Here is a 25420-nt window from a genome sequence, read left to right as displayed (position 1 = left end):
GACGATGATCCTCTTGACCGGCCCGCGGGGAGAACCGGTTGCGCCGCGTCTCAAGCGCGGTCGCGGCAGCCCTTTCTCGATCCAAAGCGCAAGCCGTTCTCTGAGAGCCGTCATCCCGATGACCTCGGCGACAGATCGCGCGGATGGGCCTCGAGGACCAGATCTTCGGCGATCAGCGAAAGGTTCGGATTGTGGTACGGATCGTTCCGCAAGAAATCGCCCCACCGCTGGTAGACTGTCTGTTCCTCGCGCGCAAAACGGCGCAGCTTTTCCGGTGTGTTATCCGCACCTCGTGAGACCGACTCTCTATGCAACATGGCACTATCAGGCGTCCAGATAATCTTCATGCCCGCTTGCCGTACCTTGACGCAGTAGTCCACATCGTTGAACGCGACAGTCAGATTTTCCTCATCCATACCGCCGAGATGCTGCCAAAGGCTTCTGCGCGTCAACAGACAGGCTGCCGTAACCGCCGAGACCTCGCGTCGCTCGCGCAATAGGCCATGATCCTCGCCGGACTGCGGATGGAGGAAATGAAAGCTGTGGCGGGCAACAGTGCCGGCGCCGAACGTCACGCCGCCATGCTGCACATATCCGTCCGGAAAGAACAACAAGCAGCCGGCCGCACCGACTTCTTCATTATCCAGTTCCGCAGTGAGATTCGCGAGCCATCCGGGTTGCAATGGCTCGACGTCGTTGTTGAGCAGCAGGATCAATTCGTGGCGCGATGTGGCGACACCGAGGTTGCAAGCCGTTGAAAAATTGAACGGCCCGGGAAGCGCCACGCGGCGGATAAGCCCAGCCACTTCATACCGCTGCATAAGTGCGAGCGCGGCCGGATCGCTGCTATCGTTATCGACGACAATTACATCCAGTTCGACACCCGAGGTCCCTTCAAACAGGCCCTTCAAACACGCCTCGAGCAGGTCGGCCCGGTCGCGCGTCGGGATCACGACACTCACTTTGGGGGCCTCAGCAGAACGCGGCCGAGGCGCGACAACCCGTGTCGTTGGTCGGTATGGAGCGTTCCTGTGCACGAGCACCCGCGGCACATGAAGAACCGCACCTGGCCGTCGGTTGGCAGCTTTTGCGACAAGCTCTGCGAACGGCATGGATACGAGATCGACGCCCCCGGGCAGGTCAGCCAGGCGAACGAGCGCGCCATCGAGCGGAAGCCACCCCGATTGCGCCAAGGGCGGGTTCCAGGCCGGCTTGAAGAACGGCGCAACGCGGCGGCCTCGCCTGTCGATTTGATCCTCGTCACTATAGACGGCCGCCACCAAAGACGAGAAGGCGAAAGGCCTGACCAAACGCTCCAACGCACGCGGGGCCAGGCGCATGCCCGCCGGAATCCGCATCCACAGATGAGCTTGCGCCGCATCGCCGTTTTTCCGGCCGGCAACGTCGATGGCTGGCACCTCCACGTGGCCGCGCCAGGTCTGATTGGCAAGCGAAACCCGAGTTTCAGCCACAGCCCCTTCGTTTCCGTCTTCGATAGAAACGAAGACAAGGGGTTTCAGCGGCCATTCGTCGGGCGGATCAGGCGCTTCCGCGCGCTCTGCTGTCTCTTGAGCCGCGAGCCAATCGCGATAGTCGGGCGCCGAAAGGGCGTCGCATTGTCTGACGAAACGGAACGCGGCACCTTTCACGTTACCCACCAACAGCAGGCGCAGGATGCGCAGGATCATCAGGGGGGCTCGCAGGACAAGAGTGATCGCGAGTTCGAACAGTGACAGGCGCCGCACGCGGATCTCGGGCGCTGTTTCCGCCGCTCCTTGCGTTGTCGCACCATCGGCGAAGAGCGTGGCGCCTTCGAACTGCACCGGCATCCAGCCGTAAAACCGCCCCCGCCCTTTGCGACTGATCAGGAAAGAGCGGAATACCGTCGCGGGAACCCTGCCTTTCCGGTGCAGTGCCAGTCTCGGACGAAGTCCGAGCCGATGCTCCGGGTCATGGACCGTCAGCACGATGGGATGGTCGGCATAGGATTCCGGAGCCCCGTCGAGCGGCACCTCGAACGCATCCTCTAAAGCGTCAGCCATCGTTCTCAATCTTGCAACTCAACGAAACCGGATTCGGTATCCGCTTATGCCAGAGGCTTGGCCGAAATTTAACTCGTAAATGTCGCTTTACCCGAGCAAACCCATTCCCGGTCTTTCCCACGCGGCTCAGGCTGGGTACAGGCGCGCCCTTTTGATCGTCAGCCGGCCTTCTTGGCCGGCCCTGACGTCGGTCTCGGGCGCGACGTCAAACTCCAGTGCGGCTCCACCTTCCACCGTCGCGAGTACACGTCGGCTGCCCGGCCGGTCGAGGACGCGGACGACCGAAGCGGCCAGCCCCTCTCCCGCGGGCTGCCATTCGATGTCGCCTGGCCGCAGATAAATCTCCGCGGGACCATCGCTCGACGCCTGCGCCTCGATCGCGGTCTCGCCGACAAAGGCCTGCCCGCCCCGAACATTCGCCGAGAGCCGGTTCGCATCCCCCAGAAACCGCATAACGAATGCCGAATTCGGCTCTCGGCACACTTCGGCAGGCGTGCCCTCCTGCACGACCCGACCCTGGTCGAGGATCACAACGCGATCGGCGAGATCGAGCGCCTCTTCCTGATCATGCGTCACGAAGAGGGTCGTGATCCCCAGTTCGTCGTGGATCTCGCGCAGCCAGCGGCGGAGATCGCGGCGGACGTTGGCGTCGAGCGCGCCGAAAGGTTCGTCGAGTAGCAACACCTTCGGGTCGACCGCCAGCGCGCGGGCAAGCGCCACGCGCTGGCGCTGGCCGCCGGAGATCTGGGCGGGAAAGCGGTCACCAAGCCCTTCGAGCCTGACGAGGCGCAGCAGTTCCTGAACCCGCGCTGCGATTTCCGGCTTGCTGCGCCTGGTCTTCGACACTTTCATGCCGAAGGCGATGTTTTCGCCGACGGTCATATGCGGGAACAACGCATAGTGCTGAAAGACGAATCCGACGCCGCGGTCGCGCACGGGAATATCCGTTGCGTCCTGATCGCCGAAATAGATGTGACCACCGTCAGCATATTCGAGGCCGGCGACCATTCGCAGGATCGTCGTCTTGCCGGAGCCGGAAGGCCCGAGCAGCGCCACCAGCTGTCCGCTCTCGATATCGAGCGAGACACCACGCACGGCGCGGAACGTATCGAAGGTTTTGACCACCTGGTCGAGACGGATCTTCATGGGCTGGTTCCTGCGTTCTGGTCCTTGGCGGCAGCGGCAAGTGCAGGCCTGCGGCCGGCACCGCGGCGCTCGAGCGCGACCTTGGCAATGATGGTGACGACGGCAAGCGTCGCGAGGATCGAGGCGGAGGCAAAGGCGCCAGCCGCCTGGTAGTCGTGATAGAGCAGCTCGATATGGAGCGGCAGCGTGTTCGTCTGGCCGCGGATGTTGCCGGAGACTACCGAGACCGCACCGAACTCGCCCATGACGCGGGCATTGCAGAGAACGATGCCGTAAAGCAGCGCCCATTTCACGTTGGGAAGCGTGACGGAGAAGAACGTGCGCCAGCCGGAAGCGCCAAGCGACGTTGCTGCCTCCTCAAGGTCCCTGCCCTGCGCCTGCATCAGCGGAATGAGTTCGCGCGCGACGAACGGCGCCGTCACGAACATCGAGGCGAGAACGATCCCCGGCAGAGCGAAGAGGATCTTGACGTCGGCCGCCTCAAGCATCGGGCCGAACAGACCCTGCAGGCCGTAGACGAAGAGATAGGCAACGCCCGCAACGATCGGCGAGATCGAGAACGGGATCTCGATGACGACGAGGAGCGCGCGCCGGCCCCAGAAGTCGAACTTGGTGATCGCCCAGGCCGCGGCCAGACCAAAGGCAGTGTTGATCGGCACGGCGATCAGCGCGGTCGCCACCGTCATGAGGATGGCGTGGCGGGTATCGGGATGGGCGATCGTCGCGGCATAGGCCTTCAAACCCTGGCTGAAGGCCTCGACAGCGATCACGATCAGCGGCGCGAGCACCAGGATGGCGCCGAAGAACAGCGTCGTGCCGATGAGCACGCGGCGGATGATCGGCCCGTCGCCGACACGGGGCGGCTTGCGTCTGCTCGGCGTCATCGTCAGGACCTCGCGGTGTAGCGCAAGGCACGCGCCTGCAGCAGATTGGTGGCAGCGAGCATCAGGAACGCGGTAATCAGCAGCACCGAAGCGATCGCGGCTGCCGCCTGATAGTCGTATTCCTCAAGCCGGATGAAGGCGAGCAGAGCGGTGATTTCCGTCTCCATCGGCTGGTTGCCGGCAATGAAGATGATCGCGCCGAATTCCCCTAGCGAGCGGGCAAAGGAGAGCGACAGGCCGGCGAGCAGCGCCGGCATCAGCAAGGGCAGAATGACGCGCAGGAAGATGGTGCGGTCCGATCCCCCGAGCGATTGCGCCGCCTCTTCGAGCGCCGGATCGAGGTCTTCGAGCACCGGCTGCACCGTGCGCACGATGAAGGGCAGGCTGGTGAAGCACATGGCGACCATGATGCCGAGCGGGGTGTAGGCGACTTTGATGCCGAGGGGCGCCAGCAGCGACCCGAACCAGCCATTCGAGGCAAAGAGCGTGGTCAAGGCAATGCCGGCAACGGCCGTCGGCAGCGCGAAAGGCAGGTCGACGATCGCATCGACGATGCGCCTGCCCGGAAAGCGGTAGCGAACGAGAACCCATGCGAGCGCCAGCCCGAAGACGAGATTGAAGGCGGTGGCGACGAGCGCCGAAAGCACCGTTACCCTGTAGCTGGCGACGGCACGGGGGGAAGAGACGATCGCCCAGTATTCCGAGGGACCAAGGCTTGCCGCCTTGAACACGAGTGCCGCGAGCGGCAGCACGACGATCAGCCCGACGTAAAAGAGGGTGATGCCCAGCGACAAGGGAAGTCCGGGCAGAACATTGCGTTTCAAGAGATCGCCTCCACGGCGGCATGGCTTTCATTCACGGCAGAACCCGGCGAGCAGGGCTCGCCGGGCAAAAAGGTTCGACCTGCTATCGCGTGTCAGCGATTGCCGTAGATCTGGTCGAGCGTGGCACCGGCGGCAAAATGTTCGTCTTTGATCTTGCTCCAGCCGCCGAAGACGTCTTCAACCTTGACCAGGCGGATCTCCGGAAACTGGTCCTTGAACTCGGCGGCAACCTTTTCGTTGTGGACGCGGTGGCCGTATTCGGCGGCAATCTTCTGGCCTTGCTCAGTGTAGAGGAAATCGAGATAGGATTTGGCCAGTTCACGCGAGCCGCGCTTGTCGGCCACCTTGTCGACGACGGCGACCGGGAATTCAGCAAGCAGGCTGACGGAGGGCACGACGCTTTCAAACTTGTCAGTACCGTACTGCTTGGCGATCGAGCGGGTTTCCGCCTCGAAGGTGATGATCACGTCGCCGATTTCGCGCTCGACGAAGGTCGTCGTTGCCGCGCGGCCACCGGTGTCGAAGACCGGAACGTTGTCGAAGATCTTCTTGACGAACTCGGTGACCTTGGCCGGATCATCCTTGAAGGCTTCCTTGGCGTAAGCGGTTGCCGCCAGATAGGTGTAGCGGGCATTGCCCGAAGTCTTCGGGTTGGGGAAGACCACCTTCACGTCGTCGCGGGCGAGATCGCTCCAGTCCTTGATGCCCTTCGGGTTGCCGGCACGCACCAGGAAGGACGGGAAGGAGTAGAAGGGCGAGGCATTGTTCGGAAATTCCTTCTGCCAGCCCTCGGCAACGAAGCCGTTCTTTGCCAGGAAGTCGATGTCAGTCACCTGGTTGAAGGTCACCACGTCGGCCTCCAGGCCTTCAACGATGGCGCGTGCCTGCTTCGAGGTGCCGGCATGCGACTGGTCGACGGTGATACCGGGATGCGCCTTGATGAAAGCTTCGTTCTCGGCCGCAAAAACTTCGCGCGCCACGTCATAGGACGCGTTGAGAAGGGTGGTCGGCGCATCGGCAAAGGCCGGGCCGGTCAACAGCGCGACAAAGGCGGCGCCCGCGATCAGCAGTTTCTTCATCTGTATCTCCGGTGGAATAGAGGCGGTAGGTTGCATGGAACCTAGCTGCCGCTACCGGAGACGACGAGGCACGGTGATCCGAGGTTGTTATCCGTGCGGGAAAAATCAACTAACGAATTCGGATATCAGAGAAAATGGCGTTGCGGATGTTGCCCGCCATTTACCGATCTGAGGTTGCCGTTGCTTCCTGCGCGGGAGCAGGCGTTGAAGGTTTCTTCAGGGTGATGGCCGGCGCCTCGCCCTCGAAAGTCTCCACGCGCCGATCATAGACCGGGGAAATCGTACCGAAAACGCGGTCCCAGAAGGAGAAGAAGTTGGCGTAATTGTATTTGAACTCGGCGTGATGCTGGTCGTGGTAGGTGGTGCAGAGCAGCGGCCAGGGATAGCGCGCAGTCGGCGAGGCGAAGTACTCGAAGCCCGCATGACCGAAAGTCCCGTTGATCTGATCGAAGAGCCGGTGCGCCAGCAGGATCAGCGGTGGAAACGGAACAACGAAAGTGATGACGGCATAGTAGCCCTGAGACAGCGCCGTATCGACGAGACCGATCGAATCGTTGCTCCACACCGTCGGGGCAACGCTGCGGTGATGCAGCAGGTGGTATTTATAGAACAGCTTGGTGTGCAGCAGCCGATGGGCGAAATAAAACCACGCATCGAAAAGCACCATGCAAAGCAGGAAGAGCGGCACAGCCGTCCACCAGCTGAAGTCCCATGGCGCAAACAGCGTCCATCCCTGATACTGGACGAAGAGGCCTATCGCCACCGACGTGCAGGTTACGAGGATGGAGGCCATGCTCTGGCGGATCTCGATCGCCTTGCGCTTCTCCCCTCGCCGCCCCTTCTGGATGCGGCGTTCCGGATTGCGGTCGTTTAGCCAGGTGATGCCATAGCCGAGCGCGAAATAGACAAGCACCGTCGCGGCATAGATGGCCGCGAGAATGGCGAGAAATGTCAGGGTACCCTCGACGAACGCGTTCAAGTGGAGATCCGGTGCTGCAGCGTGGGAGATGGACAGACAGGCTGAATACACCAACCCCACCACGCAAGGCAAGCAAGGCGCAGTCCTACGCCCGTTCCAGGTCAGAGAGGAACGCGCTGAGTTCCGCCTTCTCAATCCCGACCTGATGGGCTTTCTCCGGGTAGGCACCGGACCGCACATCCTGCGCAAACTCCGCATAAGCAGCGATGCGTTCGCGCTGCAATCGCTCATATTCGGCGGCGAAATCGCGGTAGATCTTTGCATGGCGGGGAACGTGGCCGCGATTGGCGCCAAGCACATCATCGCTGAACAGATATTGCGCGTCGCAGCCCGTGCCGGCGCCCATGGAGAGCATCAGCATCGATGTCTTCATGCTGATTGCGGCGGCGACTTCGCCCGGCACCACCTCGATTTCGGCGGCAAAGGCCCCGGCCTCTTCCAGCGCCTTCACCTGCCGCCAGATATCGATCGCGCTTGCTGCCGTCTTGCCGACTGTACGAAAACCGCCGGTCCAGGTGGCCTTTGAGGGAATGAGGCCGACATGGCCGCAGACCGGGATGCCCTCCTCGCGCATACGCCGGACGGTTGCGAGGCTGGCAGCGCAATAGACGGCATCGCCGCCCGCCTTCAGCGCCTTGAAGGCGGCGCGGATGTATTCGTCCGCCGTGACGAGATCGCCGTATTCGAGCCCGGGAAAGGCAAAACAGGTTGGCGCCACTTCGCGAAACTCCGGCCCGAGCAGGGCTGGCGGAACCGATACAAGATCGATGCCGGCCGCTTCGGCGGCTTCGGCCTCCTCAAGCGTTTCCACCCGCAGCATCGTCAATTGTCTCTTACCCTTGATCGACAGCAGGTCGGCAACGGTCGGGCGGCGGTTTTGCATCAGGATCTCCTGGTATCGCGTGTCATCATGAAAGAAGGGCACGCCTCAGGCGGCAAGCAGCGCCTTCAGCTTGGTTTCGTTCGAGCCGAGCGCCTGCGGGTTGGGTCGCTTGCCGGCGGCAATCAGCATCTCGGCAAGGCGAATATCGCGCGCGACAGCGTTGCCCTTGCCGATGCCGCTGGCGCCTAGCAGTCGGCCGCTCGCGTCCAGATGGAAGAGAATGAAGGCGCCGTCCCCTAGGTCGCGCCGCACGGTCGTCTCAGCGCCTTCGGCAAGGCCTGCGATCTGCAGGGTGAGGTCGTATTGATCAGACCAGAACCAGGGCAGGCTGACGATCGGCTCTGCGGCACCGAGCAGATTGGCGGCGGCGAGGGTTCCCTGATCCTGGGCGTTGCGCCAGGCTTCGAGCCGCAGGCGCCGGCCACCATAATGACCGAGCGGAAAGGAGCAGCAATCGCCCGCGGCAAAAATGTCGGGATCGGAGGTGCAAAGCGTCTCATCGACGGCAATGCCATTGTCGATGGCAAGGTCGGCAGCCTCGGCCAGTGCGGTGTTCGGCACGGCACCAATTCCGATAACGACGAGGTCGGCGACAACGACGTCATCATTTGCAAGGGCAATGTTGACCTTCTGCGCGCTTGCTTCGATGCCGGCGATCGCGGCGTTGCACCGGATGTCGACGCCTTCCAGGCGATGACGTTCGGCAACGATTGCGGCAATCTCTTCCGGCACACCACGGGAAAGCACCCGTGACAGACCTTCGAGCAGCACGACCTCTGCGCCAAGTTTGCGGGCAGTGGCTGCAAGCTCCAGCCCGATAAACCCACCGCCTATGATGGCGAGCACCTTGCCGGGTGCGAGCTTCGAGCGAATGGCCGCAGCGTCTGCATGCGTGCGAAGCGTCAGGATCTGCGGTGTTGCCAGAGGCTGCCCGGGAAAGAGCCTGGGGCTGGCGCCCGTTGCAAGCAAAAGCCGATCGTAGCAAAGCTCCCGTCCGTCGGCTGTTCGCACCGTCTTGGCGGCGCGATCAATCGCCTCGACTATCGCGTCAGTGATTACCGCAATCCTCGCGGCATCATACCCTTTAGCATCAGCGACATGTTTGGGACCGTACCCTTCGGCCAAGCCTTCCTTTGACAGCGGCGGCCGCTCATAGGGCAGATGCGGCTCGGCGCCGACGAGAGTGATCTCGCCTTCATAGCCCTTTTCCCGAAGGGCGAAGGCCGCTCGTGCGCCACATTCTCCGGCACCGACGATGACGATACTGTTCAAGGGCTTGTTCATCGGCCTGTCCCTGTTCTGACATTGGGCAATGGGGTTTGCGCTTAAGCCACCGCGATGAAAACGCTGCCGGCTTCGACCTTGACCGGATAGGTCTTCAAGTTGACGCAGACCGGCGCGCCCTTGGCCTGGCCTGTCTTGTAATTGAAGCGACCGTTGTGTTTCGGACATTCGATGATGTCGTCCATGACAAGCCCGTCGGCGAGGTGGATGTGTTCGTGGGTGCAAAGCCCGTCGGTCGCGAAGTACTCGTCGTCTGGACTGCGGTAGACGGCAAAGGTCCGTCCCTCATGGTCGAAGCGGATGACATCCTCCTCGTCGATCGCATCAGTCGCGCAGACTTCTATCCAGTTGCCGCTCATGGCTTTCCTCCCAATGTTGGTTATCGGCTGGTGTGCCTATTCGGCGGCATGCACCAGGGCGTCGTTATGAAACTCTTCGCGATAGGGCTTTGCCGTCAGCGGCAGTGCGCGCTTGAGGAAGTAGTCCTCGTTCCTCAGCTGGCGCAGGAAGGCCGGGATCATCTCTCGGTAGCCGTGAAGCATCGATGGGTTGGGTTCCGGCAGGTCGTGCTTGATCATCGCGTGAAGGCGCGGCAGCGCGTGATAGGGCACCATCGGAAACATGTGATGTTCGACGTGGTAGTTCATGTTCCAGTAGATGAAGCGGCTGATCGGGTTCATGTAGACCGTTCGGCTGTTCAGCCGATGATCGGTGACGTTGTCGGCAAGCCCGCCATGCTGAAGCAGGCCCGTCAAAACGTGGTGCCAGGCGCCATAGAGGCGGGGCAGACCGATCAGCATCAGGGGCAGGATCGAGCCGAGATAGAAGGACAGGCCGATCGTTGCGAGGTAGATCGCAAGCCAGATACGCGCGACCCGGATCGCCTTCGGCTGCTCCATTTCCGGAATGAAGGTTTTTTCCGCCGCGCTGATGACGCCGAAGGCGTTTCGCAACATATCGATGACCGCGTGCCAGACATCGAGAATACCGAAGAAGTTCAGGACCAGCCGCATGAGATCCGGCGGGCGCATGACAGCGATTTCGGGATCCCGGCCGACGATAACCGTATCGGTGTGGTGCCGGGTGTGGCTCCAACGCCAGGTCACCGGATTGCGCATGATCATGAAACAGGCGACCTGGTAGACGGCGTCATTCATCCACATCGTCTTGAACGCCGTGCCGTGGCCGCATTCGTGCCAACGGCTGTCGGACGCCGATCCGTAGAGCACGCCATAGGCAAGGAAGAAGGGGGCGGCCAGCCAGCTACCCCAGAAATAGACGCCGAGGCCGCCGAAGAGAATGAGGCTGCCGAACCAGATGGCGGTATCGCGAATGGCCGGCCCATCCTCGCGCTTCATCAATTCCTTCATCTGCTTGCGCGGAATGTCGGTGTGATACCACTCCGCCGCCGAAAGCCCGTTGGCGACGGCTGCCTGGGCATCGCGCCCCAGCAGGCTGTAATCACGCTTCGTCGGAACCACCGCCATCACTCTCTCCTCCGCCATTCCCGATCTCGTGACCTTGACGATAGGTTGACTTCTGCAAGTCCTCAATGCAGTGATGATATATTCTCTCAAATACCATCAAGACCTGCATTGCATGAGTGATGGAATCATTTCAGGGGCCGCCCATGAGCAACAGACCGACGATCGCCGATCTTGCCCGCGCTGCCGGTGTTAGCGTCGCCACCGTGGACCGCGTTCTCAACGGCCGACACCCGGTGCGCGAAGAGACGGCGCGCCGGGTCTATGACGCCGCCAAGGGCATCGGCTATCACGCCGTCGGCCTGTTGCGACAGCGCGTCTTCGAGGATCTGCCGCAATACCGCCTCGGCTTCCTGCTGCAGAAGCCGCAGCAAGCCTTCTATCAGATCGTCGCCAAGGAGATGGAGAACGCCGCCCTCGCCCTTTCAACCGTCCGCGCCGTGCCCCAGGTGGAGTTCGTCGCCAATTCGACGCCGACGGGCATCACCGAGAAGCTGAGGGCGATGGCGGCCCGCAATCAGGCGATCGCGCTCGTGGCGCCGGATTATCCCGCAGTCACGGCCGTGGTCGAGGAGTTGAAGGAGCGTGGCATCCCGGTGTTCTCGCTTCTTTCCGATTTTGCCGCTGGTGTGCGTGAAGGTTATGTCGGCCTCAACAATCACAAGGTCGGCAGGACCGCAGCCTGGATGATTGCCAAGGCCGCGAAAAAGCCCGGCAAGGTCGCAGCCTTCGTCGGCAGCCATCGCTTTCTGGGTCATGAACTGCGCGAGATCGGCTTTCGCTCCTATTTCCGCGAGCACGCGCCTGACTTCGAAGTGCTCGATACCATGGTCAATCTCGACACCGCCGAGATCACCCACGAGGCGACGCTCAACCTCCTGCAACGTCACCCGGATCTCACCGGCTTTTACGTCTGCGGCGGCGGCATGGAAGGTGCGATCTCGGCCATCCGCGAAGAAAGGCTCGAGGGCAAGCTGATCGCCGTCGTCAACGAGCTGACGCCTGAATCACGCGCGGCCCTTGCCGACGACGTCGTCACGCTCGCGATCTCGACGCCGACTGCCGCCCTTGCCCGCGAGACGGTCAATCTGATGATACAGGCGCTCGCCAAGGGTCCGACGGGCGCGCCCGGGCAAACGTTCCTGCCATTCGATCTGTTCACGCCCGAGAATATCTAGTGCCTGTCGCACCGACAATCAGGCAGCCCAGCACTGGCCAGCACCCTACCCTCTCAACCCGATGCCATCTCCGCACTCAGGAAATCCATCGCTGCAAAAACGCTCATTGGAGCCCAATGTCCCGGATGGCGGTAGATGGGATAAGTGCCGAGCGCTGCAGACGTCAGCTGTCCGATTGTCGGCCTAGCGCTGGCGCGACGATGCCGCGCCGTTGCCGCTCGGTCGTCAACATGGTCTTCGGTTAGTCCCCACCCTGCGTAAAACGGCATCGCGTAGCAACGCACGGGAATTTCGCGCAGAAGGGCATCGAAGCCCATCTGGCTTGAGACGGTCCAGACTTCGTCCACCACCTCCAGGATCGAGGCGACGGACACGCGGTCGTTCATGAACACGACGCCCGGGATCCTTGAGGCACGCTCGGCCAGGTAGCCGCGCCTGTGACCGGCCATGACATCCGGATGCGGGCGGACAACACATTGCGCGCCGGTCGCCACCGCCTCGTCGAGCATCTGGTGAAACGATGCGGCCGAACCCAACGCCTTCTCGACGGAAACGTCGCCGTAAACCTGGTCGATCAGCAATATCCGACGACGCGATGTTCGACCGATGTGCGGCTCGACGTTCGGCAGATTGTTGTATTTGGAAAGCCTTCGCTCGATCATTTGCTGGCGAATGCGTTCACCCGTTCCCTCTCCGTCAGCGTCGACTGCTCGCGAAATCAGCCACTCCAGACGCGACGCGCTACTGGCATCCGTGGGCAACGCCAGGTCGTCAACGATGATCGACACCGGCCGAGTGCCGTCTTTCCCCAGACCGACGGAGCGCAGAAAACCGTCTTCCAGGTGCCAGTGGGGCAAACCTCGGACGCGAGCGATGGTCATTGCCGCCTTTGCAGGAAGTCGGCCTCCCCACGAAACGACGCCATCGAGCCTTGGAGACAGCGTAGAGCGGTTTTGGACCCCATCGAAATAGAAACCGAGCCAGGGAAAGGCGCGACGGACAAAGTGGGTCGCGCCGAGCCTTGCCTGCCGGCTGGGGTGCCACGCCCACCCATCCGGATTGTCCTGTTCGTCAAACGAAGACACACCGCTCACCTCGTCGAGCGCTCCGGTCTCGAGATGCGAAAATCGCCGGATGCGCTGATCTCAGCCGGAGTGTAACGCGATCGGCCGCAAGCTCCAAACGGCCGGGCTGAATTCAGCGGCCGGCATGTTCGCCAGGATCACAGGATTCAGAGCGACAAAATGCAAGACTTACCTCATCGGCCGGCATCAATCTCTCAACGATGCAAGCCCTTTGGGGGCGCACCTGCCTCTCGACTTCTAGCCACAGGGAATTTTGAAGGATAGCTATGAATGGAACGAATGTTCCATTTTTACCAAAAACGAATCCAGCCTGGAGGAAAAATTCCCATGGACACCCTTACCTTCGCCCTCAATCACATGACAACACCCGCGCTGCCGCTCGATCAGTTCTTCGCGCTCGCCCGTTCGCTCGGCATGACGTCTGTCGAAATCCGCAACGATCTGACCGGCAACGCCATCCTCGATGGCACGCCGGCTGCAGACGTCGCTGCCCTGGCGGCCAGCCACGGCGTCAGCATTATCTCCATCAACGCGCTGCAGCGCTTCAACGAATGGGACGACGCCCGCGCCGAGGAAGCTCGACACCTTATCGCCTATGCCCGAGATTGCGGTGCCCGGGCACTGGTTCTGGTTCCCGTCAACGACGGCAGCGGTCAGGCCGACGGCGAGCGCCAGGCCAATCTGCGGGAAGCTCTTTCGGCGCTGAGGCCGATGCTTGATTCGGCGGGCATTACCGGCCTTGTCGAGCCGCTCGGCTTTGAGATCTGCTCGCTTCGCTCGAAGACCGAAGCTGTTGAAGGCATAAAGGCAATTGGTGGCGAGGGAACGTTCCGCATCGTTCACGACACATTCCACCATCACCTTGCCGGCGAAGCGGCGACCTACCCTGACATGACCGGCCTTGTTCATATTTCCGGTGTGACCGACAAGAGTGTGGCGGTCTCCGACTTGCGCGACTCGCATCGCGTTCTGGTCGACGCGAACGACAGCCTGGACAATGTCGGGCAGATCCGGCGCCTGAAGGCCGCTGGCTATACCGGTCCGTTTTCCTTCGAACCCTTTGCCGATGAGGTCCACGGGCTTTCCGACCCGGCCGCCGCTCTCAAGGCGAGCGTGGCGCACATCGAAGCCGGGCTCTGACCAAAACATTAGGCCATCCCCGGAAAACGAAGCGAGGCGCCGAAGGACGCCCTTGACGGCGCCCGCATAAAATGGAATACATATTCCGTAATTGCAAATCGCTGGTTATTTTATTCCGTTTTGATCGGAGCGCGGCGGGAGTACCGCTTCCGATCAGGGATGGCGCGGCCCGACGTGGTCAGCGTTTCCGGCTGGAGAAGGTGTGGCCGGGCACCGAATGTGGAGGAGAAAGACAATGAAAAAGTTCCTGCTGGGTACAGCCATGGCCGTAATGATGTCGACGGCAGCGCATGCCGAGACCATCGGCGTGTCGATGGCGCAGTTCGATGACAACTTCCTGACGGTCCTGCGCAACGGCATGTCCGACTATGCAAAGACGCTCAGCGGCGTCGACCTGCAGATCGAGGACGCGCAGAACGACGTTTCGAAGCAGCAGAGCCAGATCCAGAACTTCATCGCGGCCGGCGTTACCGCCATCATCGTCAACCCTGTCGACACCGACGCAACGGCCGCCATGTCGAAGATCGCCGCCGATGCCGGCATTCCGCTCGTCTACGTCAACCGCGAACCTGTCAACGTCGACACCCTGCCCGAAAAGCAGGCCTTCGTCGCCTCGAACGAACAGGAATCCGGCACGCTGCAGACCCAGGAAATCTGCAAGATGCTGAACGGCAAGGGCAAGGCTGTCGTCATGATGGGCGAACTGTCCAACCAGGCCGCCCGCATGCGCACCAAGGATATCCATGACGTGCTTGCGACCGAAGCCTGCAAGGGCATCGAGATCGTCGAAGAACAGACCGCCAACTGGTCGCGCACGCAAGGCTCCGACCTCGTGACCAACTGGCTTTCGGCCGGCCTCGAGTTTGACGCCGTGATCTCCAACAACGACGAAATGGCGATCGGCGCAATCCAGGCGCTCAAAGCCGCTGGTCGTTCGATGGACAGCGTCGTCATCGGCGGCATCGACGCCACCCAGGACGCGCTTGCTGCAATGGCGGCCGGCGACCTCGACGTGACCGTGTTCCAGAACGCCGCCGGCCAGGGCAAGGGTTCGGTTGACGCCGCCCTCAAGCTCGCCAAGGGCGAAACCATCGAGAAGAAGGTCTACATCCCCTTCGAACTCGTCACCAAGGACAACATGGCCAGCTATCAGGCCAAGAACTGATCCTGCATCGAGAGCGCGGGGGTATCCCCGCGCTCTCATTCAAAAACAGTCCCGCTGCCGCTGCGCTGATCCTGTAGACTGGCGCCTGCGCAGAGAGTGCCGGTTGACCCACCGGCTGCGAGGACTTTTCCGCGAAAGCCGGAATTGACGGGGAGGCAATGACAATGACGCTCAGTCCGACAACGATGGCCGCCGTGCGCGCCAGCGGCGCCGTACCCAACGCCGAATACCTTCTCAATGTCGAAGGCATTCGCAAGGAATTTCCGGGCGTCGTCGCGCTCGACGACGTGTCCTTCCGGCTCAAGCGCGGCACGGTCCATGCGCTGATGGGCGAAAACGGCGCCGGCAAATCGACGTTGATGAAGATCCTCGCCGGGATCTATACGCCCGACAAGGGCGAGGTCCGGCTGAAGGGCGCAGACATCCGGCTGAAGTCGCCGCTCGACGCACTCGAAAACGGCATCGCCATGATCCATCAGGAACTGAACCTGATGCCGTTCATGACGGTGGCCGAGAACATCTGGATCCGGCGCGAACCGAAGAACCGCTTCGGCTTCGTCGATCACGGCGAAATGCGTCGCATCACCGCCCGGCTGTTCGACCGCCTGAATATCAAGCTCGACCCGGAGATCGAAGTGCGCCATCTCTCGGTCGCCAATCGCCAGATGGTCGAGATCGCGAAGGCGGTCTCCTACGAATCCGACGTCTTGATCATGGACGAGCCTACCTCGGCCCTGACGGAACGCGAGGTCGCGCACCTGTTCGAAATCATCCGCGACCTGCGTTCGCAGGGCATCGGCATCGTCTACATCACCCACAAGATGAACGAGTTGTTTGAGATCGCCGACGAGTTCTCGGTCTTCCGCGACGGCAAGTATATCGGCACGCATGCCTCGAGCGACGTGACCCGCGACGACATCATTCGCATGATGGTCGGCCGCGAAATCACCCAGATGTTCCCGAAAGAGGAAGTGCCGATCGGCGACGTCGTGCTTTCGGTCAAGAACCTGACGCTTAACGGCGTCTTCCGTGACGTTTCCTTCGACGTGCGCGCCGGTGAGATCCTGGGGATTGCCGGCCTCGTCGGCTCCGGCCGTTCGAATGTGGCCGAAACCCTTTTCGGCGTGACGCCTGCCAGTTCGGGCACGATCGCGATCGACGGCAAGCCGGTCTCGATCGACAGCCCCAACACCGCGATCCGCAACCGCATGGCGTTCCTGACCGAAGACCGCAAGGACACGGGCTGTCTGCTGATCCTCGACGTTCTTGAAAACATGCAGATCGCCGTGCTGCAGGATCGCTTCGTCAAGGGCGGCTTTGTCACCGAGAAGGACATCACCGCCGCCTGCGAGGAGATGAGCCGCAAGCTCAGGGTCAAAACGCCCAATCTCCAGGAGCGCATCGAGAACCTGTCCGGCGGCAACCAGCAGAAGGTGCTGATCGGCCGCTGGCTGCTGACCAATCCGCGCATCCTGATCCTCGATGAACCGACCCGCGGCATCGATGTCGGAGCAAAGGCGGAAATCCATCGCCTCGTCACCGAGCTCGCCCGCAACGGCGTCGCCGTCATCATGATTTCTTCGGAAATGCCGGAGGTGCTCGGCATGAGCGACCGTATCATGGTCATGCACGAAGGTCGCGTCACCGGCGTGCTCGACCGGGCCGAGGCAACCCAGATCAAGGTCATGGAACTCGCCGCCAGCTAAAGCATGTCGCGCAAAAGTGTGCTGCGGTTTTGCGATAACGACATGCGTCGGAACAAGAGCTTAAGGCGCAGGGCGCGAAGCTGAAAGATCGTGACGCGCTTCAGGCACCGAACGGACCAAAGGGAGGAACAAACAATGGAAACCAATGTCGCCGCACAGGGCACCGGCTCGGCCGTTCCGGCCGCCAAGCGCCGGATGCCGCCCGAATTCAGCATCTTCCTGGTGCTGATCGGTATCGCGCTTGTCTACGAAATCCTCGGCTGGATCTTCGTCGGACAGAGCTTCCTGCTGAACCCGCAGCGCCTGACGATCATGATCCTGCAGGTCGCCGTAATCGGCATCATCGCCGTCGGCGTCACCCAGGTGATCATCACCGGCGGCATCGACCTTTCCTCCGGCTCTGTCGTGGGCATGACCGCCATGTTCTCGGCAAGCGTGGCCCAGGCCTCCACCTGGCCGCGCGCGCTCTATCCGTCACTGACAGACCTTCCCGCCATCGTGCCGATCGGGCTCGGCATCGGCGTCGGCCTGCTCGCCGGCCTCATCAATGGCCAGCTGATCGCCCGCACCAAGATCCCGCCCTTCATCGCCACGCTCGGTATGATGGTGTCGGCACGCGGCATCTCCAAGTGGTACACCAAGGGTCAGCCGGTATCGGGCCTTACCGAGCAGTTCAACTTCATCGGCACCGGCATATGGCCCGTCGTCGTCTTCCTGGTCGTTGCCGTCATCTTCCACATCGCGCTGCGCTATACCCGCTACGGCAAGTTCACCTACGCGATCGGCGCCAACGTCCAGGCGGCTCGTGTCTCGGGCATCAATGTCGAGGCGCATCTGATCAAGGTCTATGCCATCGCCGGCATGCTGGCGGGCCTTGCAGGCGTCGTCACCGCCGCCCGCGCCCAGACCGCACAGGCCGGCATGGGCGTCATGTACGAACTCGATGCGATCGCTGCGACCGTCATCGGCGGCACGTCGCTGACCGGCGGCGTCGGCCGCATCACCGGCACCGTCATCGGCACGATCATCCTCGGGGTCATGACTTCGGGCTTCACCTTCCTCAGGGTCGACGCCTACTACCAGGAAATCGTCAAGGGCCTGATCATCGTCGCCGCCGTCGTCATCGACGTCTATCGACAGAAGAACCGCAAGAAAGCCTGATTCTCCAAAGAAGACCTCTCCTCCCAGTGAGCCAACTGGCCGGGATGATGAAAATCATCCCGGCATTTTATTGTCGACGCGCAGGTACTTTCATCGCGCAACCCTAGTTTCGACATATGCTTGGCGCGCAGGGCTGCCACGGCGTTGCTGCGCTGGCAATTCAAGTCGCGATCGACTATATGCAAGCCATCCAAAACTTTCGGAGATTTATCATGTTGTCGCAGCGCAAGCTTGCGAGCCAGTTCCAGCCGCGTTTCGTTCTTCAGCTTTGGAACGCGATGCTTCGGGTCCAGACCCGCGAAACAGCTTCCCTCTTCGGCCAGCGCAGCCGTTAACGCGCTACCCGGTCCTTGTCTGGCCTGCCGCATCTGTCGGCGCTGGATGAGGACTGCCCGGCCCTTCGCTTATCCGGCCGGAAACAGGATGGCGACCTTTAGCCCACGTCCCCCGGCACCGTCGGTAAGGCTCGTTCTTGCGCCATAAAGTGCTGCAATCTCTTCCACGATCGGCAAGCCCAGCCCCGTTCCCGGAGCCTCGCTTGCGCCGCGCTGGAAGCGCCTGAGCACGCTTTCACGCAATTCCGGCTTGATCCCCGGCCCGTTGTCCTCGACCTCAAGGGAGACGAAGCCTTCGCTCTCACTGACCCTTGTGGTCACCTCGGCACCACGCCCGGCATAGAGCAGCGCGTTGCCGATGAGGTTCTTCAGCATCTCGCCCAACAGCAGCGGTTCGACGCGCACGAATGCTTCGCCCTCGCCGTCGAAACCGAGGTCGATGCCGGCGTCGCCGGCGGCCGGCACATGTTCGCCAGTGACGCCGCGCACCAGCTCCACCAGGTCTACCCGCTCGAGCTTGCGCGCCTCGTCCTTGCCTGCGGCGTCGATCTTCGCCATCAGCAGCAGCTGCGCCAGAATGCGCTCGGCGTTCGCCACCGCCTCGTCCGCCTTCTTGACCGCCGCCTTCGTATCGTCGATCGATCCGGCCCGCAGCGCCAAGGCGAGCTGCGTGCGGATGATGGCAAGCGGCGTTCGCAACTGATGGCTGGCATTGCCGGTGAAGTTGCGCAACGCATCGAGCGCCGACTGCAGCCGCCCCATGAACGAGTTGACGGTATCGACCAGTCCCTGCACTTCGTTGGGCACCCGCTCGCCGATCGGATGCAGATCGTCAGGGCTGCGCTCCGCAATGGCATCGCCCAGGCGATAAAGCGGTCTCAGGGAAAAGGTAACCGCGATCCAGACGATGACAGCCGCACCGGCAATCATCAGCCCGAGGCGAAGCGCCGAGCGCACGAGGATCGTCTGCGTCAGCTGACGGCGCGCGATCGTCGTTTCGGCGACGGTCACGACGAAGGGAACCGAGTTGATCCCCGTCGAGGCGGACCGCCTGAGGGCGGCAATGCGGATGGGCTCGCCGCGGAAGGACGAGTCGGCAAAGCTCGTCGAGCTGCCGGGAGCCTCGTCCAGGGAGGGGAGTGTCTGGTAGCCGGTGATGAACTGTCCCGGCGGCCCGTCGACGCGGTAGAAAACCCGGTCCTGCGCTGCCGATGTCAGCATCTCCAGCGCCACATAGGGAATGTCGACTTCAAGCGAGCCATCCTCGGCAACGACCACGCGCTCGGCAATCGCCAGCGCCGAGCCGGCAAGCACGCGGTCCGACACGACATTGGCGGTCGTGACGGCTTCGCGATAGGTATCGGTCAGCGCGATGACGCCGATGACGGCGGTCGACAACAGCAACCACCCGAGCAGCCTGCGGCGGAGGGAATAGACCGCCGCCCGCATCATTCCGGGCCAGCCGTCTTGTCGAGATAATAGCCGATCCCGCGCGCGGTTCTGACTGTCAGGCCGTGCGGCGCAAGCCGCTTGCGCAGGCGGCTGACATATTGCTCGATCGCGTTCGGACTGAGATCGTCATCGAAACCTGTCAGCGACTGCATGATCGCCTCCTTGGCGACCACCTTGCCCGCCCGCATGAACAGAAGCTCGAGCAACCCCAGCTCTCGGGCCGGGATTTCGATCGGCATGCCGCCGGAGGAAAAGCTGCGGGCGTTGAGATCGAGCGAGACATTGCCATAGCTGACCGTCGATGCCCGCAATCCCGCCTGCCGGCGCAGCAGCACGCGAACCCGCGCTTCGAACTCGCCGATATCGAACGGCTTGATCATGTAGTCGTCGGCGCCGAGATCGAGGCCCTTGATGCGCTCCTCCGGCGTACCCCGTGCCGTGAGGATCAGCACTGCAGCGCCATTCTGGCGCGCGCGCATCGCCCGCAGCACATCGAGCCCGTCCATCTCCGGCAGGTTGAGGTCGAGGATCACGAGGTCGAACGTCTCGGCGGCGGCAACCGCATGGGCCGAAGCGCCGTCGCTGACGACGTCGACGGCATAGCCGCTGCCGCGCAAAATGGCCGACAGGCCCTCGGCAAGAACCTGATTGTCTTCAACAAGCAATATGCGCAATTGTCTTCACTCCCCGCTCCACTCTATCCGCCGTTGGCTTGCTTGTGAACGGTGGCGCGCTGAGGCATTGTGGATTTATGCGGTACTTGATTTCTTTTCTCTTTTTCGTGCTCTGTCCACGGCTTGTCCTGGCGGCCCCCGTGATATTTCCGGCACTATCGGGCGCTTCCGACGCAAGGACATTGGTCGTCTATTCGTCCCTCGACGAGCCGCTCGCCAAACCGATGATTCTCGGCTTTCAGAAGGCCAATCCGGATGTCGCCGTGCGCTATGAGGATATGCTGACGGGAGAGATCTACGATCGCATCGTCCAGGAAACCGACGCGGGCCTGAAGACCGCCGACTTCGCCTTCTCGTCCGCCATGGACCTGCAAGTCAAGCTCAGCAACGACGGTTATGCCCAGCGCAGCGATCTGCCGATGAGCGGTCGCTGGCCAGCGTGGGCCAACTGGCGCAATACGGCCTATGCTCTGACGTTCGAGCCTGCGGTCTTCGTCTACCACAAACCGAGCTTTACCCGGGAAGCACCGCCTTCGACCCGCGCGGAATTTGTCGACTACCTGAAACGGCATGGCGCCGATGTCTTCGGCCGGATCGGCACATACGACATCGAGCGCTCGGGCGTCGGCTTCCTCTTCATGTCGCGCGACCAGGAACAGTTTGACGACATCTGGGATGTCATCCAGGCCATGGGCGCTGCCGGCGTCAAACTCTATTCAACGAGCCAGGCAATCCTGGAGCGGGTGGCCGACGGCCGCTTCGTCCTCGGCTACAACATCCTCGGCTCCTACGCCGCCGACTGGGCAAAGCGCCACCCGGATGTCGGCATCGTGCTGCCGAAGGACTATACCGTGGTGATGTCGCGGATCGGCCTCGTGCCGCAGGCCGCCGCCGCCCCCGACCTCGGCCGGCGCTACCTGGAGTTCTTCATGTCCAAGGAGGGCCAGACGATCATGGCGCGGGAACTGCAAATCCCCGCCGTAAGCCCCGATGTTGCCGGCGAAAACACCGCCAACACCATGCAGGAGATGCTTGGGGCCCAATTGCGCCCCGTTCCCGTCAGCCCGGGCCTGATGGTCTATCTCGATCAGGTGAAGCGGTCGCGTCTGATCGCCCGCTGGAACGAGGTTCTCAGGCTCCATTAGCGCGCCGGTTTCGGCGCGCAAGCGCATGTTCGTTTCAATCGGCATGGAACAAGAGACCATCCAAGCTGAGTTGCCGCTTGTCAGCTCACTCCAGCCCGGGAATGCCGCCGATCTGCTCGGCCAGAAAATCGACCAGCAACCGCACGCGCGCGATGCCTGCACGCTCGGGCACGATCAGCATGCTCAGCGGCACCGACGACAGCCCGTAGTCGGAAAGAATTGCCTGAAGCCGGCCGGCCGCGAGCAGGTCGTCGACGAGCCAGCGATGGGCGGGCGCGATCCCGCGACCGGCGACAAGCGCTTCGCGCGCAGCCAGTCCGTGGTCCACTCGCAGGCGCCCATGGAAAGGCACCATATGTCGCTCCCCGTTCTTCCCGTGGAGCTCCACCATGTCGCTTCCTGCCACATTCGACATGCGAATGCCCTCGTGTTTGGCGAGGTCTCTTGGGGCGATCGGTATGCCTCGGCTTGCGAGATACTCCGGCGACGCGACCAGCAGTCGCTGGCTTTGTCCGAGCACCCGCAGCTTCATCGAGCTATCGGTGAGCGGCCCCAGCCGAAGCGCGATGTCGATGCCCTCTCGCACAAGATCGATGCGTTCGTCGGTCAGGCTGAGATCGACGCCGATATCCGGATAGAGTTCCTGGAACGCAAAGATCAGCCGCGTGGCATGGAGAACGCCGAACGCAGCCGTGCATGAGATCCGGATGGTGCCAGCCGAGGCCCCGCGTGTGCCCCGCGCCTCATCGCCGGCCTGCTCTACGAGGCGCAGGATCTGCACGCTGTTGGTGTAATATCGGCTGCCCTCGTCGGTCATCGTCACGCGCCTGGTCGTGCGACTGATGAGCGGGACGCCCAGTGCTTCCTCCAGTTCGCGCAAGTGCCGCGTCACCGTCGACTGCCCAAGCCCGAGCTCGCGCGCGACGGCCGAGAGGTTGCCCCGTTCGGCGACGCGAACGAATGTCCTCATCCGTTCGAGCGTGATATCCGATTTATCCATTTTCCGGCACAATCATATGCATTCCCAAGATGTAGTGAAAGGGCCGAACGGCGTCTACATCAAAGGTCGGTTTTTCATCACAGGGATTGCTGACCATGAAAGTTCTGCTCGTTTTTGCTCATCCGGAGCCGCGCTCGCTCAACGGAGCGCTGCGCGACGTCGCCATCCGCGAATTGCAAGCGCAAGGCCACGAAGTCCGTGTTACGGATCTCTATGCCGACAACTGGAAATCGGAGATCGATCGGGCCGACTTTCCTTCGCTCGAAACCGAACCGCCGTTTCAGCCGAGCCGCGCCTCGAAAGCGGCGTTTGCAGCCGGTGTTCTGACCGACGATGTAAAGTCAGAACACGAAAAGCTGCTTTGGGCGGATACGCTCATCCTGCAATTTCCGCTGTGGTGGTACACGATGCCGGCGATCCTGAAAGGGTGGGTCGATCGGGTCTATGCCTATGGATTTGCCTATGGTGTCGGCGAACACAGCGACGCCCATTGGGGCGATCGCTTCGGTGAAGGAACTTTCAAGGGAAAGCGGGCGATGCTGATCGTCACCACCGGCGGCTGGCAGGAACATTACTCCGCCCGTGGGGTCAACGGACCGATCGACGACCTCCTCTTCCCCATCAATCACGGCATTCTCTATTATCCAGGCTATGACGTATTGCCACCTTTCGTCGCCTACCGCGTCGACCGGATTGACGAGGCAGGCTTCGAGGATCTCGCCGAGCGCCTGCGCACACGGATGAGGACGCTTTCGACCACACCGCCCATCCCCTATCGGCGCCAGAACGGCGGCGATTATCTCATCCCGAGCTTGGAACTGCGTCCGGGCCTTGGCAAGCCCACCGCAACCGGGTTCTCCCTCCACCTCGAAGGCTCAGAGACTGCAGGCTAGACGAGCGTTTCGGGGCCGCCGGCGTGCTGCTCGCAGTAGCGCGCGGCGAGCTGTGATCCCACTCCGCGGACCCGGGCGTCGAGAGCAGCTGATTCTGTCCGTGAGGCAGCGATGCTCATCCAATCTGCAGCGGCAAGTGACTGAAGGTCCAACTTTTGGCCCTGCAGGCGGACGGCGCGGATCAAGAACCGCCTAAGAATTCGTAAACTCGACGCTTCATTTCTGCATTGAGGGCTTGATGTCAGCTTGATGTCAGCTTTCTATGATGGCTTAGCAGTCGCTGGCGCCCCCGTGGAGGCGGGATCGCTGGTTGCGCACTGGGAGGAAGTTACCAATCCGGTCAGCGACAAGGGTCCTTGGGCACCGTCGCGTCTTCCCGTTCGCACGCAGAAACAACGTGCGCGTGGAAAATCGCGCCTCATGGAGGACTGACCTTGAAACACTTTTTCCTGGCATCCATTCTCGCCGGCGCAATGGCGCTGCCGGCTTATGCGGCTGACTACACCATCATCGCTCCGGCAAATCCGGGCGGCGGCTGGGACCAGACCGCTCGCTCGCTCCAGACCGTCCTGCAGCAGGAAGGCATCTCCGGCAACGTTCAGGTTCAGAACGTACCGGGCGCCGGCGGCACCATCGGTCTCGCCCAGTTCGCAAGCCAGCAGAAGGGCAACCCGAACGCCCTGATCGTCGGCGGCTACGTCATGGTCGGCGCAATCCTGACCAACAAGTCGCCGGTTACCCTGAAGGACGTTACCCCGATCGCGCGCCTCACCGGCGAATTTGAAGCGATCGTCGTTCCGGCCGCTTCCGAGATCAAGACGATGGCTGACCTCGTCGCGGCTCTGAAGAAGGATCCGGGCGCCGTGTCGTGGGCTGGCGGTTCTGCCGGCGGTACCGACCATATCGCCGTTGGCCTGATCGCCAAGGCGGCTGGCGTCGACCCGACCAAGATCAACTACATCGCCTATTCCGGCGGCGGCGAAGCCCTTGCAGCCATTCTCGGCAGCCAGGTTACCGCCGGCATCTCCGGTTACGGCGAATTCGAAGCCCAGGTGAAGGCCGGCACGCTGCGCCTCATCGCAGTCTCGAGCGGCGAACGCCTCGCCGGCATCGACGCCCCGACGCTGAAGGAATCCGGCCTCGACGTCGTCGTTGAAAACTGGCGCATGGTTGCAGCCGCTCCTGGCCTGACCGACGAGCAGAAGGCAGCCGTTTCGGCTGACGTCGAAAAGCTCGCCAAGTCGGCCGGCTGGCAGGAAGTGCTCAAGACCAAGGGCTGGCAGGATAGCTATCTCTCTGGCGACGCATTCGCCGCCCAGCTCGACAAGGACGTTTCGGCCACCGAAGGCGTTCTGAAAGACATTGGACTGGTGAAATGAGCAAGGGCCACAACCCTTCAACCGCAACGCGTCGCCCGGATCGGGCGGCGCTCTTCATCGCGGCCGTGCTTGCCGCCATCGCCGGCCTCATTTTCTGGGACGTGTCACGCCTTTCGGGCGCTGCCGGTTACTCCCAGGTCGGGCCGACGACGGTACCCTATGCAATCGCATGCTGTCTCGCCGGTCTTGCCGTCTGGACCGTATTTGCGGCATTCCGCAACGATTTCCCCGAGCGCGAGCGCCAGGAAATCTCGCCGGTCATCTGGATCGTCGCCGGGCTTGCAGCACAGATGCTGCTCCTGAACGTCGCAGGCTTTTCGATCGCCACCGGCATTCTCTTTGCGTTCACCGCGCGTGGCTTCGGCAAGCGTAAGCTCTGGTTCTCCCTACCAGTCGGCATTGCGCTCTGTTTTGCCGTGTGGGTGATTTTCGCTAAGCTCCTGCAGTTGTCGCTGCCCGCAGGGCCGCTTGAACATCTGTTCTTCTAAGAGGGCCGTCAACC

The 25420-nt window shown here is 62.2% G+C and carries 24 protein-coding genes; 9 read left to right on the top strand and 15 right to left on the bottom strand.

Annotation, left to right across the window (positions count from 1 at the left end; translation table 11 throughout):
* Positions 1 to 110: 110 nt before the first annotated feature.
* The 10 genes from RTP54_RS13320 to RTP54_RS13275 all read right to left on the bottom strand — a co-directional run bounded on the left by RTP54_RS13320 (position 111) and on the right by RTP54_RS13275 (position 10608).
* Positions 111 to 2042, bottom strand: coding sequence for a glycosyltransferase family 2 protein (locus RTP54_RS13320; protein WP_312363352.1), 1932 nt, complete (start codon positions 2040 to 2042; stop codon positions 111 to 113).
* A 126-nt stretch (positions 2043 to 2168) separates the two neighbouring features.
* On the bottom strand, positions 2169 to 3188 hold the full coding sequence (locus tag RTP54_RS13315; protein WP_312363350.1) for a sulfate/molybdate ABC transporter ATP-binding protein: 1020 nt from the start codon (positions 3186 to 3188) through the stop codon (positions 2169 to 2171).
* The gene (cysW, locus tag RTP54_RS13310; RefSeq protein ID WP_409517126.1) at positions 3185 to 4072 is read right to left on the bottom strand and encodes a sulfate ABC transporter permease subunit CysW; all 888 of its coding nucleotides are present in this window, start codon (positions 4070 to 4072) and stop codon (positions 3185 to 3187) included. Before cysW ends, RTP54_RS13315 begins: the two co-directional genes overlap by 4 nt.
* 2 nt (positions 4073 to 4074) lie before the next feature.
* The gene (gene cysT / locus RTP54_RS13305; RefSeq protein ID WP_112811417.1) at positions 4075 to 4896 is read right to left on the bottom strand and encodes a sulfate ABC transporter permease subunit CysT; all 822 of its coding nucleotides are present in this window, start codon (positions 4894 to 4896) and stop codon (positions 4075 to 4077) included.
* Positions 4897 to 4988: 92 nt separating this feature from the next.
* The gene (cysP, locus tag RTP54_RS13300; protein WP_312363346.1) at positions 4989 to 5975 is read right to left on the bottom strand and encodes a thiosulfate ABC transporter substrate-binding protein CysP; all 987 of its coding nucleotides are present in this window, start codon (positions 5973 to 5975) and stop codon (positions 4989 to 4991) included.
* Positions 5976 to 6135: 160 nt separating this feature from the next.
* Positions 6136 to 6954 (bottom strand): sterol desaturase family protein, encoded by an 819-nt coding sequence (locus RTP54_RS13295; protein WP_312363345.1) that lies wholly within the window; start codon positions 6952 to 6954, stop codon positions 6136 to 6138.
* Between the two features lie 85 nt (positions 6955 to 7039).
* The gene (locus RTP54_RS13290; protein WP_312363344.1) at positions 7040 to 7837 is read right to left on the bottom strand and encodes a 3-methyl-2-oxobutanoate hydroxymethyltransferase; all 798 of its coding nucleotides are present in this window, start codon (positions 7835 to 7837) and stop codon (positions 7040 to 7042) included.
* 45 nt (positions 7838 to 7882) lie between these two features.
* Positions 7883 to 9109 carry an FAD-dependent oxidoreductase gene (locus RTP54_RS13285; RefSeq protein ID WP_312364375.1) on the bottom strand — a complete coding sequence of 409 codons (1227 nt, stop codon included), beginning with the start codon at positions 9107 to 9109 and terminating at the stop codon, positions 7883 to 7885.
* A gap of 53 nt (positions 9110 to 9162) precedes the next feature.
* The gene (locus RTP54_RS13280; RefSeq protein WP_112811413.1) at positions 9163 to 9480 is read right to left on the bottom strand and encodes a MocE family 2Fe-2S type ferredoxin; all 318 of its coding nucleotides are present in this window, start codon (positions 9478 to 9480) and stop codon (positions 9163 to 9165) included.
* A gap of 36 nt (positions 9481 to 9516) precedes the next feature.
* Complete coding sequence (locus RTP54_RS13275; protein WP_312363340.1) at positions 9517 to 10608, bottom strand: fatty acid desaturase family protein; 1092 nt, start codon at positions 10606 to 10608, stop codon at positions 9517 to 9519.
* A gap of 143 nt (positions 10609 to 10751) precedes the next feature.
* Between RTP54_RS13275 and RTP54_RS13270 the strand changes: the two genes are divergently transcribed.
* A complete protein-coding gene (locus RTP54_RS13270) occupies positions 10752 to 11783 on the top strand; it encodes a LacI family DNA-binding transcriptional regulator (RefSeq protein WP_312363338.1) in 1032 nt (343 codons plus the stop codon).
* A 53-nt stretch (positions 11784 to 11836) separates the two neighbouring features.
* On the opposite strand, the gene RTP54_RS13265 is transcribed toward RTP54_RS13270, so the two are convergent.
* A complete protein-coding gene (locus RTP54_RS13265) occupies positions 11837 to 12868 on the bottom strand; it encodes a capsular biosynthesis protein (RefSeq protein ID WP_312363336.1) in 1032 nt (343 codons plus the stop codon).
* Between the two features lie 327 nt (positions 12869 to 13195).
* Between RTP54_RS13265 and RTP54_RS13260 the strand changes: the two genes are divergently transcribed.
* The 4 genes from RTP54_RS13260 (at position 13196) to RTP54_RS13245 (ending at position 18040) form a co-directional block, all read left to right on the top strand.
* Positions 13196 to 14008: a TIM barrel protein gene (locus RTP54_RS13260; protein WP_312363334.1), complete on the top strand. Its 813-nt coding sequence runs from the start codon at positions 13196 to 13198 to the stop codon at positions 14006 to 14008.
* 235 nt (positions 14009 to 14243) lie between these two features.
* A complete protein-coding gene (locus tag RTP54_RS13255) occupies positions 14244 to 15173 on the top strand; it encodes a sugar ABC transporter substrate-binding protein (RefSeq protein WP_112811409.1) in 930 nt (309 codons plus the stop codon).
* A 164-nt stretch (positions 15174 to 15337) separates the two neighbouring features.
* Positions 15338 to 16879: a sugar ABC transporter ATP-binding protein gene (locus tag RTP54_RS13250; protein ID WP_112811408.1), complete on the top strand. Its 1542-nt coding sequence runs from the start codon at positions 15338 to 15340 to the stop codon at positions 16877 to 16879.
* A gap of 135 nt (positions 16880 to 17014) precedes the next feature.
* Positions 17015 to 18040: an ABC transporter permease gene (locus RTP54_RS13245; RefSeq protein ID WP_312363331.1), complete on the top strand. Its 1026-nt coding sequence runs from the start codon at positions 17015 to 17017 to the stop codon at positions 18038 to 18040.
* On the opposite strand, the gene RTP54_RS13240 is transcribed toward RTP54_RS13245, so the two are convergent.
* From RTP54_RS13240 to RTP54_RS13230, 3 genes are read right to left on the bottom strand one after another with little or no spacing between them, the layout of a single operon-like run.
* Positions 18010 to 18408 carry a hypothetical protein gene (locus tag RTP54_RS13240; RefSeq protein ID WP_312363329.1) on the bottom strand — a complete coding sequence of 133 codons (399 nt, stop codon included), beginning with the start codon at positions 18406 to 18408 and terminating at the stop codon, positions 18010 to 18012. The two genes, RTP54_RS13245 and RTP54_RS13240, sit on opposite strands and share 31 nt — an antisense overlap.
* 36 nt (positions 18409 to 18444) lie before the next feature.
* A complete protein-coding gene (locus tag RTP54_RS13235; protein WP_112811448.1) occupies positions 18445 to 19824 on the bottom strand; it encodes a sensor histidine kinase in 1380 nt (459 codons plus the stop codon).
* Complete coding sequence (locus RTP54_RS13230) at positions 19824 to 20501, bottom strand: response regulator transcription factor (RefSeq protein WP_112811405.1); 678 nt, start codon at positions 20499 to 20501, stop codon at positions 19824 to 19826. The genes RTP54_RS13235 and RTP54_RS13230 overlap by 1 nt, the downstream gene beginning before the upstream one ends.
* A gap of 77 nt (positions 20502 to 20578) precedes the next feature.
* On the opposite strand from RTP54_RS13230, the gene RTP54_RS13225 reads away from it, so the two are divergent.
* Positions 20579 to 21646 carry an ABC transporter substrate-binding protein gene (locus RTP54_RS13225; protein ID WP_112817990.1) on the top strand — a complete coding sequence of 356 codons (1068 nt, stop codon included), beginning with the start codon at positions 20579 to 20581 and terminating at the stop codon, positions 21644 to 21646.
* An 85-nt stretch (positions 21647 to 21731) separates the two neighbouring features.
* Here RTP54_RS13225 and RTP54_RS13220 read toward each other — a convergent pair whose 3' ends face one another.
* Entirely contained in the window at positions 21732 to 22646 is a 915-nt protein-coding gene (locus RTP54_RS13220; RefSeq protein WP_312363325.1) for a LysR family transcriptional regulator, read from the bottom strand.
* A 95-nt stretch (positions 22647 to 22741) separates the two neighbouring features.
* On the opposite strand from RTP54_RS13220, the gene RTP54_RS13215 reads away from it, so the two are divergent.
* The 3 genes from RTP54_RS13215 (at position 22742) to RTP54_RS13205 (ending at position 25406) form a co-directional block, all read left to right on the top strand.
* Positions 22742 to 23539 (top strand): NAD(P)H-dependent oxidoreductase, encoded by a 798-nt coding sequence (locus RTP54_RS13215; protein WP_312363323.1) that lies wholly within the window; start codon positions 22742 to 22744, stop codon positions 23537 to 23539.
* Positions 23540 to 23973: 434 nt separating this feature from the next.
* Positions 23974 to 24918 (top strand): Bug family tripartite tricarboxylate transporter substrate binding protein, encoded by a 945-nt coding sequence (locus RTP54_RS13210; protein ID WP_112811401.1) that lies wholly within the window; start codon positions 23974 to 23976, stop codon positions 24916 to 24918.
* Positions 24915 to 25406 carry a tripartite tricarboxylate transporter TctB family protein gene (locus RTP54_RS13205; protein WP_112811400.1) on the top strand — a complete coding sequence of 164 codons (492 nt, stop codon included), beginning with the start codon at positions 24915 to 24917 and terminating at the stop codon, positions 25404 to 25406. Before RTP54_RS13210 ends, RTP54_RS13205 begins: the two co-directional genes overlap by 4 nt.
* The last annotated feature ends 14 nt before the right edge of the window (positions 25407 to 25420 follow it).

This window comes from Ensifer sp., from assembly GCF_031989085.1.
Lineage (GTDB): Bacteria > Pseudomonadota > Alphaproteobacteria > Rhizobiales > Rhizobiaceae > Ensifer.
Note: the sequence above shows the minus strand (reverse complement) of the source record. Positions and strands in the feature narration are given on the sequence as shown.

What these genes read in the sequence shown, in the direction of transcription:
- cysP (WP_312363346.1), bottom strand. Translation starts at nt 5,975, where the DNA reads ATGAAGAAACTGCTGATCGCGGGCGCCGCCTTTGTCGCGCTGTTGACC.
- RTP54_RS13270 (WP_312363338.1), top strand. Translation starts at nt 10,752, where the DNA reads ATGAGCAACAGACCGACGATCGCCGATCTTGCCCGCGCTGCCGGTGTT.
- RTP54_RS13205 (WP_112811400.1), top strand. Translation starts at nt 24,915, where the DNA reads ATGAGCAAGGGCCACAACCCTTCAACCGCAACGCGTCGCCCGGATCGG.
- RTP54_RS13235 (WP_112811448.1), bottom strand. Translation starts at nt 19,824, where the DNA reads ATGCGGGCGGCGGTCTATTCCCTCCGCCGCAGGCTGCTCGGGTGGTTG.
- RTP54_RS13245 (WP_312363331.1), top strand. Translation starts at nt 17,015, where the DNA reads ATGGAAACCAATGTCGCCGCACAGGGCACCGGCTCGGCCGTTCCGGCC.
- RTP54_RS13275 (WP_312363340.1), bottom strand. Translation starts at nt 10,608, where the DNA reads ATGGCGGTGGTTCCGACGAAGCGTGATTACAGCCTGCTGGGGCGCGAT.
- RTP54_RS13290 (WP_312363344.1), bottom strand. Translation starts at nt 7,837, where the DNA reads ATGCAAAACCGCCGCCCGACCGTTGCCGACCTGCTGTCGATCAAGGGT.
- RTP54_RS13315 (WP_312363350.1), bottom strand. Translation starts at nt 3,188, where the DNA reads ATGAAGATCCGTCTCGACCAGGTGGTCAAAACCTTCGATACGTTCCGC.
- RTP54_RS13225 (WP_112817990.1), top strand. Translation starts at nt 20,579, where the DNA reads ATGCGGTACTTGATTTCTTTTCTCTTTTTCGTGCTCTGTCCACGGCTT.
- RTP54_RS13240 (WP_312363329.1), bottom strand. Translation starts at nt 18,408, where the DNA reads ATGCGGCAGGCCAGACAAGGACCGGGTAGCGCGTTAACGGCTGCGCTG.
- RTP54_RS13260 (WP_312363334.1), top strand. Translation starts at nt 13,196, where the DNA reads ATGGACACCCTTACCTTCGCCCTCAATCACATGACAACACCCGCGCTG.
- RTP54_RS13215 (WP_312363323.1), top strand. Translation starts at nt 22,742, where the DNA reads ATGAAAGTTCTGCTCGTTTTTGCTCATCCGGAGCCGCGCTCGCTCAAC.
- RTP54_RS13255 (WP_112811409.1), top strand. Translation starts at nt 14,244, where the DNA reads ATGAAAAAGTTCCTGCTGGGTACAGCCATGGCCGTAATGATGTCGACG.
- cysW (WP_409517126.1), bottom strand. Translation starts at nt 4,072, where the DNA reads ATGACGCCGAGCAGACGCAAGCCGCCCCGTGTCGGCGACGGGCCGATC.
- RTP54_RS13280 (WP_112811413.1), bottom strand. Translation starts at nt 9,480, where the DNA reads ATGAGCGGCAACTGGATAGAAGTCTGCGCGACTGATGCGATCGACGAG.
- RTP54_RS13320 (WP_312363352.1), bottom strand. Translation starts at nt 2,042, where the DNA reads ATGGCTGACGCTTTAGAGGATGCGTTCGAGGTGCCGCTCGACGGGGCT.
- RTP54_RS13220 (WP_312363325.1), bottom strand. Translation starts at nt 22,646, where the DNA reads ATGGATAAATCGGATATCACGCTCGAACGGATGAGGACATTCGTTCGC.
- RTP54_RS13250 (WP_112811408.1), top strand. Translation starts at nt 15,338, where the DNA reads ATGACGCTCAGTCCGACAACGATGGCCGCCGTGCGCGCCAGCGGCGCC.